Source organism: Nitrosomonas sp., assembly GCF_019635155.1.
Classification (GTDB): Bacteria; Pseudomonadota; Gammaproteobacteria; order Burkholderiales; family Nitrosomonadaceae; genus Nitrosomonas.
Map to the genome: position 1 here is coordinate 50,989 of NZ_JAHBZY010000005.1, position 12,584 is coordinate 63,572.

Annotated in this window: 13 protein-coding genes; 6 read left to right on the forward strand and 7 right to left on the reverse strand. The window is 49.7% G+C overall.

The annotated features are described in order from the left end of the window. Positions 1-23: 23 nt before the first annotated feature. Complete coding sequence (locus tag KF839_RS05005; protein WP_292916738.1) at positions 24-662, reverse strand: FxDxF family PEP-CTERM protein; 639 nt, start codon at positions 660-662, stop codon at positions 24-26. A gap of 41 nt (positions 663-703) precedes the next feature. Further along, on the reverse strand, positions 704-1,705 hold the full coding sequence (locus KF839_RS05010) for a trypsin-like serine protease (protein WP_292916739.1): 1,002 nt from the start codon (positions 1,703-1,705) through the stop codon (positions 704-706). A 367-nt stretch (positions 1,706-2,072) separates the two neighbouring features. Between KF839_RS05010 and KF839_RS05015 the strand changes: the two genes are divergently transcribed. Further along, the gene (locus KF839_RS05015; RefSeq protein ID WP_292916740.1) at positions 2,073-3,389 is read left to right on the forward strand and encodes a M18 family aminopeptidase; all 1,317 of its coding nucleotides are present in this window, start codon (positions 2,073-2,075) and stop codon (positions 3,387-3,389) included. 13 nt (positions 3,390-3,402) lie between these two features. Here KF839_RS05015 and KF839_RS05020 read toward each other — a convergent pair whose 3' ends face one another. Further along, positions 3,403-4,848, reverse strand: coding sequence for a hypothetical protein (locus KF839_RS05020; protein WP_292916741.1), 1,446 nt, complete (start codon positions 4,846-4,848; stop codon positions 3,403-3,405). 207 nt (positions 4,849-5,055) lie between these two features. Next, a complete protein-coding gene (locus KF839_RS05025) occupies positions 5,056-5,550 on the reverse strand; it encodes a YbhB/YbcL family Raf kinase inhibitor-like protein (RefSeq protein ID WP_292916742.1) in 495 nt (164 codons plus the stop codon). Positions 5,551-5,637: 87 nt separating this feature from the next. On the opposite strand from KF839_RS05025, the gene KF839_RS05030 reads away from it, so the two are divergent. Both KF839_RS05030 and KF839_RS05035 read left to right on the forward strand, forming a co-directional pair. Further along, positions 5,638-6,600 (forward strand): 2-hydroxyacid dehydrogenase, encoded by a 963-nt coding sequence (locus KF839_RS05030; RefSeq protein ID WP_292916743.1) that lies wholly within the window; start codon positions 5,638-5,640, stop codon positions 6,598-6,600. A gap of 35 nt (positions 6,601-6,635) precedes the next feature. Then, positions 6,636-6,968, forward strand: coding sequence for an SMR family transporter (locus KF839_RS05035; RefSeq protein ID WP_292916744.1), 333 nt, complete (start codon positions 6,636-6,638; stop codon positions 6,966-6,968). Positions 6,969-6,976: 8 nt separating this feature from the next. On the opposite strand, the gene KF839_RS05040 is transcribed toward KF839_RS05035, so the two are convergent. After that, on the reverse strand, positions 6,977-8,293 hold the full coding sequence (locus tag KF839_RS05040) for an aminotransferase class V-fold PLP-dependent enzyme (protein ID WP_292916745.1): 1,317 nt from the start codon (positions 8,291-8,293) through the stop codon (positions 6,977-6,979). A gap of 142 nt (positions 8,294-8,435) precedes the next feature. Between KF839_RS05040 and greB the strand changes: the two genes are divergently transcribed. Further along, positions 8,436-8,984 (forward strand): transcription elongation factor GreB, encoded by a 549-nt coding sequence (greB, locus tag KF839_RS05045; RefSeq protein WP_292916746.1) that lies wholly within the window; start codon positions 8,436-8,438, stop codon positions 8,982-8,984. Positions 8,985-8,993: 9 nt separating this feature from the next. Here the strand turns inward: greB and KF839_RS05050 are convergent, their stop codons facing one another. Continuing rightward, positions 8,994-9,404 carry a YchJ family protein gene (locus KF839_RS05050; RefSeq protein ID WP_292916747.1) on the reverse strand — a complete coding sequence of 137 codons (411 nt, stop codon included), beginning with the start codon at positions 9,402-9,404 and terminating at the stop codon, positions 8,994-8,996. Between the two features lie 42 nt (positions 9,405-9,446). Here KF839_RS05050 and KF839_RS05055 point away from each other — a divergent pair, with 42 nt between their 5' ends. Next, positions 9,447-10,640 carry a Y-family DNA polymerase gene (locus KF839_RS05055; RefSeq protein WP_292916748.1) on the forward strand — a complete coding sequence of 398 codons (1,194 nt, stop codon included), beginning with the start codon at positions 9,447-9,449 and terminating at the stop codon, positions 10,638-10,640. A 174-nt stretch (positions 10,641-10,814) separates the two neighbouring features. Continuing rightward, positions 10,815-11,480: a CAAX prenyl protease-related protein gene (locus KF839_RS05060; protein ID WP_292916749.1), complete on the forward strand. Its 666-nt coding sequence runs from the start codon at positions 10,815-10,817 to the stop codon at positions 11,478-11,480. 31 nt (positions 11,481-11,511) lie between these two features. Here the strand turns inward: KF839_RS05060 and KF839_RS05065 are convergent, their stop codons facing one another. Then, positions 11,512-12,390, reverse strand: a complete 879-nt coding sequence (locus tag KF839_RS05065) for a flagellar brake protein (protein WP_292916750.1) — start codon at positions 12,388-12,390, stop codon at positions 11,512-11,514. Positions 12,391-12,584 lie beyond the last annotated feature (194 nt).

Below are 12,584 nucleotides of genomic sequence, written 5' to 3' on the forward strand. Positions count from 1 at the left end.
TACGGTGCTTAGCTTAGTAAAACTCAGCCTTCAACCTTACGACGGTGTGCAAATGCACCGACAACACCTAATCCGGCTAATAGCAGCGCGTAGGTTTCAGGTTCTGGAACTAATGATACATTGATACTATCGATCGAGTAATCTCCAAAGGCACCGGAACTATTCATCCCCGTGATCGTTACAGACACCAAGTTCGTCCAGCCGATGGCTTCCGATTGAAAGTCGTTGACTCCACCCACGCCATCGCGTATCCCGTCTAAATGAATGGTGGTGCTGAGTACCCCACCTCCAAACTGATTGCCGGTTAGGATCACGTCAGAGAAGTCGTTTAACGATTCGCTAGGTAACCATAGCTCACCCACTTCGAGTCCGATCAGGTTGAACAAGCTGCCACCCGCGTGCGACATTGTGACTGATCTGCCTAGACCCAATGCTGCTTCGGCTGAGAGATAATTTGAACCGCTTGATACTACTCTCGAGTCAGGGGTATCGATGATATGGAAATGATCGCCAACAAAATTAAAACCATCCGAAGTGACGGCAGTAGAAATGCCATTACCGGTAGGCGCGAGATCGTCAAAGGTGATGGTGGCGGCTTGAGTTATTCCGGACAGGGCGAGAACGGCTGTACCGAAGATGGTTGCGTATGTAATATTTTTCATTTGAATATATCTCCCATTAAATTGTGATAAGACTAAGGATACTAAGCCGAATGTTGATTTTTACGGCGTCGAACGATTGTGCCAATGGCGAATAAGCCTGTTAGCAGCATCAGATAAGTTTCAGGTTCGGGCACAGCGGTAATGCTTGCAATCCAGTCTGCATTTGGCAGTAAATAGGTATCGCCGCCGAGTTCACCGAAAGAGGAATTCAAATCATTGTCAATGTCTCCGAAGCCCAAGCCAAACGTGGCGCCGAACGAATGCACGCCCACCAGTTTGAATTCACCGCCTTCGATAATAAAGCTGGGGCCGCCGGAGTCGCCGGAAGCAATCATTGCTTCATTGGGAAACGGCAAGCCAACGTCACAAGTTCCGGATATGATGCACAACACATCATGTGCTGCGGTACCATCATCGAAGTCATACGCCAAACTGCCGCCGCTCCAAGCGGCGTCATAGACATTATAGCCGTAATGCAACGTGCCAAAAGTACCAGGGATGGCGCCAGTTAAACCGTCTCCGATCAGTCCGTAACCGGCATGCAACACCGGTTGGAAAAGCGGGTTATCGGTTGCGAGTCCGAAACCGGGAATAGAATCAACAGGCGTATCCAGCTTGAGAATCGCGATGTCGTTATTGTCCCCTAGCGAATGTCCATTCCAGGTGGGAAAAACAAAAGCCTCGGAAGAAGTGGTGGTTACCGCGCCGCCCTTGAAAGAAACGGTGGCGGAATTGAGCACATTGTTACCGTTCTCGTCGGTGACACAGTGGGCCGCGGTCATCAGAAAAGCGCCACCGCCCAGCAACGAACCACTGCAGCCAAAATCACCGTCGCTGCGGCTTAACAACAGCTTCGCCACGCCATCAAACGGCGAGCCCAGCGGCGCGATCCAATTATCAGGATCATCGCTGGCAACCATCAATGGTGCATATTCCTTAGCGCCTTCAAGTTCAAGCACCGGTAAAGTCGTTGCCTGAGCCGATACCGATATCCCTACGGTAGCGGAAAATAAAATAACCAAGTGATGTAACTTATTATTCATAATTTTTATTCCTACAGGTATACATTTATTCAGGTAAAAAATCTGTTTATTAAAAAGAGCTATACTTAAAAAAATGATAATCGTAACAAGTGGATCGGATTGTTGTCGCTATATAATGGTTTTAGTTTAATCTATCGTATCATTGCGCTAGCGTTCATAATTAATCCGATACATGAATTGTTTTTTTGTTATCTAAGTAATTGATTTATCAATTAGCTCAATTCAATAGATGGCATTATAACGAATTTCTGAGAAATGAAAATGCATCATTGCGCAATGAAAGAGTCAGTTAAAAAATAACCGATATTTGGACTGCAGCCATTGATCCATTGTCGGCAATCCAAAAAATATAAATTCATGAATGATCATGACAGCCAAAATAACCCCAAATAATCCGATTCAAGATTTACTTAATTTCATCGATCGCAGCCCGAGTCCCTGGCATGCTGTCGCTGCGGTTGAGGCAACCGTACAAGCCTTTCAATTTGTCAAACTCGATGAAACCTTTAAATGGCAGTTGCAAGCAGGCGGGCGCTATTATGTGAAGCGCGATGATTCGTCGATCGTATTGTTTGTGCTGGGCAATCAAGCACCGGCTGAGGCGGGTTTTAAAATTGTCGGCGCGCATACCGATTCGCCGGGGTTTCGCATCCGGCCGCATGCAGCTACCGTGAGCAATGGCTTTGCCCGGCTCGGTGTCGAAATTTACGGCGGACCGATCCTGGCGACATTCACCGACCGTGATTTAAGTCTTGCGGGCCGCATCAGTTATCTCGATGAGCACGACAAGCTATCGTACCGGATGGTGCGTTTTGATCAATCGTTATTGCGCTTGCCGAATCTGGCGATTCATATGAACCGCGGCGTCAATGAGGATGGCTTAAAGCTTCATAAGCAAAATGAATTGCCACTGCTACTCGCGCAGCTAACCGGCGAACAATTACCGCAACCGTATTTTCTGGCATTGCTGGAGCAAGCCAGTGGTATCGCCGCCGCGCGAATCCTGTCGTGGGATCTGGCGGTTTACGATACCCAGAAAGGTGCGGTATGGGGCGCTAACCGGGAGTTCTATGCCGACAGCCAGATCGACAATCTGGCGTCGTGTCACGCCGGGTTGCAAGCGTTGCTTAGCGATGCCGTGATGAGTGATGCACAGAGTACGCTGGTATGCGCGTTTTTCGATCACGAAGAAGTCGGCAGCGAGAGCCATGTCGGCGCCGCCGGCAGTTTCCTTGCCGATACTTTGCAGCGAATTTGCATCGCCACCGCGATGGATCGCGAAGATACCGTGCGCGCCTTGGCGAATAGTTTTTTGATCAGCGCCGATATGGCACACGCTTTTCATCCGAATTTTCCCGCCTCATACGATGCCGATCACCGCGTGTTTGTCAATCAGGGACCAGTGATTAAATCCAATGCCAACCGGCGTTACAGCACCGAAAGCGTATCCGCCGCGCAATTCATCCGTTGGTGCGAAGATGCGGAAGTGCCTTATCAGCGCTACTCGCACCGCAGCGATCTGCCGTGCGGCAGCACCATCGGACCGATTGCTTCAGCGAAACTCGGCATCCGCAGCGTCGACGTCGGTTGTCCGATGTGGGCGATGCACAGTGTGCGCGAGAGTGCCGGAGTGAGCGATCATGATTTCATGATCCGCGTGCTGAAGCGATTTTTCAGCGACTGAATCCGGTGAATTTTTATTTCAACAATGAATGAATATCGACCGGTTCCCATTGCCTGTCAGCATTCATTCGAATAGCGCCGGCTGCTTCGCGTAACAGCAGCGGATAAATTTTATGGCGGACGTCGGACGGGATGTTCTCGGTGTCTGATGAATGCGGGTCGAAATGCAGTTTTTCGATATGACTGTGATAGTGACCGCTAACCGGGAAACCGTACTTGCTTAAATGATGAAACGTATGTTCCAGCTCTTCGTCACCGGCTAGAACCAGCTTATGGATATTCGCCTTCAACCAGTTGACATTGTGTTGGTCATAACCGATCTTGGAATAATCGAGATGATTGGCAAGGCAGAATGACAGAATACGCATGCATTTCTGGCAGGTGCCGCATGGCATGATTCTGTCGCTACCTTTGTGCGCATGGTGGCACGATACCTGCAATTCGAATAGCTCCGGATAATGCTTGGCCAGTGTTTTTTGCACTTGATAACCGGTAATTGAACGGATTGGCGCCCACTGCCGGATACCATAACCGGCATCGCCAAACCAGCGGGTCATGTAGCGGTCGTATTCCTGGCTTTGATCGTAAATCCCCGGAAAGAAATCGACATCGTTGATGCGGTTGCGGCCGTCGAGTATCTTGGTCGGTTCGATATATTCGTTGCCGACGCAGACATTACCGATTTTTTCCTGCTCCATCAACGGCAACGACGAGAAAATGAAATAAGCGAAGCTGAAGAAATGCAGCGGATCGGTGATCGACTTGATGCCGCGGATATTGGTTTCGACCAGCGGTGAATGCCTCACCATGAATGCCCACAGCCGGTCGGCATTGGTCCAGATGCGGCGGGTGCGGATATCGTTCTGCTTGAACGAACGATAAGCGGTTATCGCGGTGCGCCAATGCCCGCCGGATTCGTTGATATATACCGGATAGACATCCATCCCGGCTTCCTTGAGCAAACCGTAGCACAGCAAGCTCTCTTTGCCACCGGACGATAGCACCACTATCTTGTTCGGATCGGTCTCGAAACCGGTCAAGTCGTGCCCGCTGCCGGCAATCAGTCGGGCTTTGCACGAGGCATTGGCTAACGTGACATCCGATTCCGATGCGGCGTATTCCGGTTTGATAAACACCGGGTCTTGATAAAAACGGCTGACAAAAATTTCGATGCTCGTTTTCTTTAACATATCCTCAAAAAAGCGGATTTCCTGCGGTCCGAGATCGAACTCAAACACGATTTCCCGGGTATAAAGCCCATAATTGACCGCCGTAAGACCGCACGTCAGATTGGCGAAGTGCTGCGCATTGTCACTTTCGATGCTGTCTTCGTACTTGTTGCGTAATTCGCAAGCGCTACGCTCGCCGTCTTTCTCCAGGATATAGTGGGTATGGAAGCCATATTTTGTAACAGTGGGTTTCTCGACGATGATTTTATCGAAGCAAATCAGATCGTTCATGATTGTCAGTCCTATGAGCGGTTAAAGTGTTCGCAGTGCCTGTTGGGATTTGTTACTAAACGGCGGCTTGTGGCAGTCGATAGTTTGCATAAAACACCGGATAGGTGATTTTGGTTGACACGAAGCGGCGCAAATGCCGGGCGTAATGCCAAGCATATGAAAAGAATGATCCGGAATGACTTGGTATCGGCGTCGATCGGAAATTCGTCAGCGTTGCCGCTGATAATGTCCGACCAATTCCGTCTGCGCCAGGATATGGCCGTGCATTGCTTGTTCGAGTTTTGCTTTGGTAGGCTGGTGCAGATCCGGCAGCATTGTATCTAAAGCGTAGAGTTTGTGAAAATAGCGGTGCGTGCCAATGGGCGGACACGGGCCGCCGTAGCCGGTCTTTTTCCAATCGTTGAGTCCTTGCAGAGTACCGGTTGGAAGATCTTTTTCCTGGATGCCTTCCGCTAGACCGCTCGCGCTGGGAGGAATATTGTAAAGTATCCAATGGACCCAGGTCATTTTCGGCGCGGCAGGATCGGGCGCATCCGGATCATCGACGATCAGCACCAGACTCTGCGTACCTTCCGGTAATCCGTTCCACGACAACGCTGGTGAGCGATCCGCGCCGTCGCAGGTGTAGCGCGACGGGATCGCGGCATTATGCGAAAATGAAGCTGAAATGAGAGTAAACATGGCTATCATCAAAGCAGACATAATTCCTCCTTTGGAAATACCGATCAATTGCTACGCAAGTAAGGTAACAAATTCAATTATCACATCAAATGACAATGGAGGTAACCGATGCGGGCGATATTTTTTGATTTCGGTTCAATCACTCGCGGTGACATGGATTGTAACGCACTGGAGCGGACGATTTCGCCGTGGCAGTATCATCACGATTCCACCGAAACGGAGGTACTGGAACGGATTTGCGAAGCCGAAGTAGTGGTTAGCAACAAAGTGTTTATCGGGCGTGAAGCCATTGCAAACGCTAAACAGTTGAAGCTGATTTGCGTGGCGGCGACCGGGTATAACAATGTCGATCTGGCCGCGGCAGCAGAATACAACGTACCGGTGTGCAACGTGCGCGGTTATGCTACACCGTCGGTGGTGCAGCATGTGTTGATGCTGATGCTGAACATGGCGCGGCATTTTTCCGACTATCAGGCATTGGTCAAACGCGGTGGCTGGCAGCAAAGCCGGTTTTTTTGTCCGCTCGATTATCCGATCATGGAATTATCCGGGAAAACGCTCGGCATCATCGGTTATGGTGAGCTTGGGCATGCGGTAGCGCAGGTTGCGCAGGCATTCGGCATGCAAGTGCTGATCGCCGAGCACAAAGGCAAGCTTTCGCGTCCGGGCAGAATCGCGTTTGATGAGGTATTGCAGCAGGCGGATTTTATAAGCTTGCATTGTCCGTTGTCGCCGGACACGCATCATCTGATCAGCCGCCGCGAGTTCGAATTGATGAAACCATCGGCGTATCTGATTAACACCGCGCGCGGCGGGCTGGTGAATGAAGCCGATTTGCTGGCATTCTTAGCCAGCGGCCGCATTGCCGGTGCCGCGACCGATGTTGTCCAGGGCGAACCGCCGAGTTATGACCAACCGCTGTTGCGGCACCAACCACCCAATTTGATCATCACGCCGCATATCGCTTGGGCCAGCCGCGAGTCGCGCCAGCGTTTACTCGATCAACTGGCTGGTAACATCGGTAATTTCTTTCAGAACAAACCGTTCAATCAAGTTAGCGATGCGCTTTAGCAATAGCGTTGCGTGATTAACCAAGGAGTCAACCAATGCAGTCATGGATTTTTCTGGCCGTCGCCATCGTCAGCGAGGTGATCGCGACATCGTTTCTCAAAGCGACTGAAGGTTTCACCCGGTTCTGGCCATCATTGATCGTCGTGGCCGGTTATCTGCTGGCGTTTTATTTATTGTCGCTGACGTTGAAAACAATTCCGGTCGGAGTGGCTTATGCGATTTGGTCCGGTGTTGGCATTGTACTGATCGCGCTGAGCGGCTGGCTTTTTCTCGAGCAATCGCTGGATACGCCCGCGATCATCGGTTTGATGATGATCGTGGCGGGTGTGGCAGTGATCAATGTGTTTTCCCGCACAGTACCGCATTAACAAAGTGTTCAGGCAATCCGCAGATCGGCAAGAAACCGGTCGAGAATTTCTTTGGTCACATGCGGCATGATCACGACATGTGCGCAGGGTGTCAGCTTTCCATCGAGACTGAGCCGCATCGTGGCGAGTGAATAGCGATCGATTACCGTTTTGTCCGGCGCGATGAAATAAACAATGTTTGAGTGGTCGTTGATGCGTACAGGGCGCAAGTGGCTGTAGTGATTGTTCATCTCTTTCAGCAAGTAGGCGGTGTTATCCAGTATGTCTTTAGCGTCCGCGGCTTGCTGTGCCAACGCTTTTTCCGAGCTGAAAAAATAAAATTCAGCCGGTTTGACAGCATCGCGCGAACAGGTGATCGTGCCGGGTACTTGCTGGATATATTCCGGGTCGTGGATTTTGCTGAATGGCGTCAGGAACGATGTAAAGTTTTTCCGCGTAGTAATGAATAGTCCTGCAGGGGATGGAAAACCAAAGAATTTATGACACGAAACAGCGATAGAGTCGTAACGCTCCGATGTGTTGCCAGTCAGCGGATTCACTGTTTGCTGCATGAGCTCGGCGGCAAACGGCGTGTGCGGCAAGAAACCGCCAAAAAGTGCGGCATCGAGATGCAGATATGCATTGCGGTTTTTTAACCTTTCCTGGATTGTGTCGATTGGGTCGATCGCACCTTTGAAGGTGGTGCCGATGGTGGCGACCACCAACGCGGGGCGGTCGCGATGGATGTTCAATTGCCGCTCCAGATCATCGGTATCCATAGCACCGTCCGGCTTGGTATCGACGATCACTGATTCGAGTTGCAAGACATCGCGCAAAATTTGTATCGAATAATGCGCTTCCTTGGTGAAATAAATTTTTGGCGGCACACCGGTGCGGCTATGCAGAATCGTTCGTCCCATATACAGTCCGTGCATGTTGCTATCGGTACCGCTGTTGCTGAGAAAACCCCACGTGTTGCCGTCGGGAAAGCCGTAGAGTGCGCCGAAACGATCGATCAATTCGCGCTCGAACGAATGGCTGTTAAAAGGGATATGGCTGTGCTCGTAGGGATTGCCGACATTATTAAAGGCGAATTGGTTAAATCCCGCGGTGGCGAGTTCGTTGCGCCAAGCGAAGAATTCTTTCGGTAGCGTATTCATATTGATCGGGTAACCGAGGAAATGCTCTTTTTGGCGAGCAAGACTCTGGATGGTTTCCATCTTGGCAGATACTTTCTGCGGCGGCTGATTTATTTGCGCAGAAGTCGCTAATGCGTATGGTGAGCATACGGCTGCTAAGGCCGTTGCACCTGTCATGCTCAGAAAATGGCGCCGGTTGATAGTCATGATAATGGCCTCCTGAACAAATAAGCGTTAGATATTACGCGGTTCGCAAGGTTTCTTACAGTCTTGCAAATAGGTGCTGTCTTGAATTGATGATCGAAGACCGCTATCGTAGTCGATTGATTAATTTTTCTGACATGTGATTATGAGCAAGGCATTCACCAAAGAAAGCGAAGACGACGAAGATCCGGACGGCACGCCGCAATTACCGCAGGGCGTGAAGAACTATATTACGCCGGGTGGTTACCGGCGGTTGAAGGATGAATTCGATCACTTATGGAAGATGGAACGTCCGGAGCTGGTTAAAACCATTACCTGGGCGGCATCGAACGGCGACCGCTCGGAAAACGGCGATTATATCTACGGTAAACGCCGCCTGCGTGAAATCGACCGGCGCTTACGCTTTTTATCCAAACGCCTGGATAATGCCGAGGTGGTCGATCCGGCGCAACGCGGCGACTGCGATCAAGTATTTTTCGGTGCTACTGTAACCGTTTGCAATGATCAAAACGAAGAACATACTTACAGCATCGTTGGCATGGACGAAGCCGAACCAAGCCGAGGCCGCATCAGTTGGATTTCGCCGTTGGCCAAAGCATTACTCAAAGCGCGCGAGGGCGACATGGTGATGCTGCAAACACCGGGTGGGTTGGAAGAATTGGAAGTGGTGGCGATTCGCTACGAGGCGTTGTGAGTTAGGATTTTATTTATGCAGAATCTCGCCATCTACATATAGCCATAATTCATATTCACGCACAAAGCGACTGATTTCGTGTAAGCGGTGCGCGCGACCATTGATTTTGTAACGTGCAATGAACTCCACGATGGCTTGATCCGCAGCAGTTTGCTCGTGGCGTTTGACGGTCAGTCCTAACCACTGTTGCGCCGGCTGTCCGGTTAATTCCAGCGATGCCGGGCGCGACTCCGGGTGCCAGGTCGCAAGTAGATAGTCTTCACGTTTCAAGGTATATGCGGTGTAGCGTGAGCGCATTAGGTTTTCTGCGGTAGAGGCTGTCTCGTTCTGATCCAGATAACGGCTGCAGCAGTTTTCATAATGCTTGGTGCTGCCGCACGGGCAGGGCGATGTTTTCAAGTGGGCGGTTGGGGTATTCATATACAATGCGGTTTGTTCGCCGTGTAATTTACCATAGTCCGCATGAATATCGCGTTGACCACTTCATCAGTGGATCCAGTGAATCTCCAATCGCGCCGGATCGCGCATCTGGACATGGATGCGTTTTATGCATCGGTCGAGTTGTTGCGTTACCCCGAATTGCGCGGATTGCCGGTGGTGATCGCCGGGCGGGATGAACATCAACCGGTGATTCAAGCGGATGGTCAACGACATTTTTTTCGTTTGCGCGATTATGCCGGACGTGGTGTCATTACCACCGCGACCTATGAAGCGCGGGCATTGGGCGTGCATTCCGCGATGGGTGTGATGAAAGCGGCGAAACTGGCGCCGGATGCGGTTTTGTTGCCGGTCGATTTTGCTGCTTACCGGCATTATTCACGGTTATTCAAAGCCGCGGTTGCCAGCATCGTTACGAGGATTGAGGATTCCGGCATCGATGAAATCTATTTGGATCTCAGCGACCTGCCGGACGATACGTCTGTACTGGCTATCCGGCTTAAACAAGCGGTCAAAGATGCAACCGGGCTTTCATGTTCGATCGGTATCGCACCGAATAAATTATTGGCGAAAATCTGCTCCGATCTGGAGAAACCGGATGGACTGACGATCCTTGGCTTATCTGATATTCCGCAGCGTATTTGGCCGTTGCCGGTGCGGAAAATCAATGGCATCGGTCCGAAAGCCGCAAGCAAACTGGCATCGCTGGGTATTACTACGATCGCCGAATTGGCGCAGACCGAACTAAGCGTGTTGTACCGGCATTTCGGGCGCAGTTATTCGATTTGGTTGTACGAAGTATCCCGCGGTGTTGACCATCGTCCGGTAATCGTTGATGCGGAGCCTAAGTCGATGAGCCGGGAAACGACATTTGAACGCGATCTGGATGCGCGCCGGGACCGGCAAGAATTATCGATTGCATTTACCGCGCTGTGCGAGCAAGTGGCCGATGATTTACGGCGCAAAGGTTATGCCGGACGCACGATCAGCATTAAATTGCGTTTTGATAATTTTCAGACAGTTACGCGCGATCTTTCCCTGGTCGTACATACCGCCGATCCAATCCGAATCCGCCGCACTGCGGGAGAGTGCTTACGGCGAGTGTCATTAGATAAAAAGATCCGTTTACTAGGAGTTAAAGTCAGCGGATTGTGTGCGGCTTCCTCCACTCCTACCACCGAGACGTGCCGTCAAAGGGAGCTACCACTGATTCCCTGAGTATTGCGATGTTATTTATCTAAACCGCAATCAAGGCCCTATAAATCCGGTTATTACTCATTAAATGTTTGTCTGGTTTCTTATACACTTGTGACGATGACAGAGGTGGGCTCAATACTCGCCGGCTGTTTTCAATCGCGTAACAACAAGAAAAATTTCAGAAGGAAATGAAGAATGGTTGATCGGACGAATCTTTATCGGATAGCACCTTTTGCTGCGTATGTTTTTTTCATGATCCTGGAAGATGTGTTGTTGAAGTTTGGCTGGGAAGCAAACGATATACGCTGGCTCTATGCGGCGAAAATAATTGTTGTGGCGGGATTGCTCTGGGGCATGCGTAGTGCTTATAGCGAATTACGTTGGCCTGGTGCTGCCGGTTTCCGCACTTGGGGTATTGCGGTTATTGCCGGCATCGTGGTGTTTGTTGCTTGGATTAATATGACGGCGGATTGGATGGTCATGGGGGAAGCGGTGGGCTTTGATCCACGCAATGATGACGAAATCGATTGGGTTTTCGTTGCTGTGCGGATAGCTGGTGCGGCTTTAGTGGTTCCGGTAATGGAAGAACTTTTTTGGCGATCATTTTTGATGCGGTGGATTCAACATCCGAATTTTCTGAGTGTGGATCCCGCTCAAGTAGGTCTCAAGGCATTGGCCATCGCAGCGATATTGTTTGCGGTCGCGCACAGTTTATGGTTCGCCGGTCTGTTCGCCGGGATCGTCTATAGTTTGTTGTATATGCGCAGCGGGACGTTATGGTCGCCAATACTGGCTCATGCCGTTACCAACGGGATATTGGGGATCTGGATTGTGGTTACCGGAAATTGGGGGTTTTGGTAAAGGTGATGGATGGTGAATTTCTCACCATCCGCTAAATAACATTCTCAGGGTGTTCGACAATTTCGTGGTAAATCATATGATGCAAGGTAAATACCTGATCCGGCTTTATGTCGGAGAATTCAAGGCCGGTGCAAATGACTTTCTGATTGTTTTTGTTTATTTGTTTGGCGGACCGAATAACCGCTTTGATCGATAGATGCAGTTCTCTGCTGAGGATATTGATATTAAAGGATAAGGTAACGGTTGAGCCGAGCGTTCCCAAAGGCAGCTTCGAACTGACCCCGGCTCCGCAGATACTCAGATCGGTAATGGCTATCGGGATTGCCTTTTCGGCTACCGTTGCTTCAATATTGCATTTAATTCTTCGGGATTTCCGGATGTTTTGACCCTGAACGACTTTGGGGAACGATAGATGTAGGTATTTGAAAGGAGCTTTGATTACTTTATCCACAAAAGCTGTAAATTTGTAAGCGTACTGACCGGTTACTAAACGAATATTCAACTGATCCCCTTCGATCAAAGGCTCTCCGATGATCTGATCGGATACCGGCATGGTGACGATTAGAGTGTTATTCGGTACGTAGCCGATCATAGATACCGTATAAGAATTCTGAGAGAGATCGCATGATTTTCTTAATTTTGAATAAGCCGCTAGAGTGATGTACATTTTTTGTCCCACTTTAATTTGCATATCTTCAAAACCGATCTGATCCGGTATTTTCTTGTCAGCTTCGGTTTGCTGAAGGGCGGGCGATTGCATACGAAAGACTGACAGTTCCTCCAATTCTCTGAGTTCATCCGCTGTTTTGAAGATATATCCGCGTTTTTGTATCGGTTTCTGGGATTGATCAAATAAATCCCATGGTAACGGTTGTCCTACAGTCAAATCGGATGTTTGTATCGGTGTCATGTTCATAGTTGATTATTATTGATTATTAACAAATTGGATGACTTGATATTGATTCTTCTATCTATTCAGTATGCTTTCTCATTTTTTGATAAGTACCGGTCTGATTTTTTACGGAGTCGATTCGCCAAAACTTTAATGTTTTGAAATGAAATTAACATTGCGTGTTGCGGATTATATGAAAGGTTCCCTGGTAA

Bases quoted from the DNA above. Each gene is read 5' to 3' on its own strand.
- KF839_RS05005 (WP_292916738.1), bottom strand. From the start codon at position 662: ATGAAAAATATTACATACGCAACCATCTTCGGTACAGCCGTTCTCGCC.
- KF839_RS05010 (WP_292916739.1), bottom strand. From the start codon at position 1,705: ATGAATAATAAGTTACATCACTTGGTTATTTTATTTTCCGCTACCGTA.
- KF839_RS05015 (WP_292916740.1), top strand. From the start codon at position 2,073: ATGACAGCCAAAATAACCCCAAATAATCCGATTCAAGATTTACTTAAT.
- KF839_RS05020 (WP_292916741.1), bottom strand. From the start codon at position 4,848: ATGAACGATCTGATTTGCTTCGATAAAATCATCGTCGAGAAACCCACT.
- KF839_RS05025 (WP_292916742.1), bottom strand. From the start codon at position 5,550: ATGTCTGCTTTGATGATAGCCATGTTTACTCTCATTTCAGCTTCATTT.
- KF839_RS05030 (WP_292916743.1), top strand. From the start codon at position 5,638: ATGCGGGCGATATTTTTTGATTTCGGTTCAATCACTCGCGGTGACATG.
- KF839_RS05035 (WP_292916744.1), top strand. From the start codon at position 6,636: ATGCAGTCATGGATTTTTCTGGCCGTCGCCATCGTCAGCGAGGTGATC.
- KF839_RS05040 (WP_292916745.1), bottom strand. From the start codon at position 8,293: ATGACTATCAACCGGCGCCATTTTCTGAGCATGACAGGTGCAACGGCC.
- greB (WP_292916746.1), top strand. From the start codon at position 8,436: ATGAGCAAGGCATTCACCAAAGAAAGCGAAGACGACGAAGATCCGGAC.
- KF839_RS05050 (WP_292916747.1), bottom strand. From the start codon at position 9,404: ATGAATACCCCAACCGCCCACTTGAAAACATCGCCCTGCCCGTGCGGC.
- KF839_RS05055 (WP_292916748.1), top strand. From the start codon at position 9,447: ATGAATATCGCGTTGACCACTTCATCAGTGGATCCAGTGAATCTCCAA.
- KF839_RS05060 (WP_292916749.1), top strand. From the start codon at position 10,815: ATGGTTGATCGGACGAATCTTTATCGGATAGCACCTTTTGCTGCGTAT.
- KF839_RS05065 (WP_292916750.1), bottom strand. From the start codon at position 12,390: ATGACACCGATACAAACATCCGATTTGACTGTAGGACAACCGTTACCA.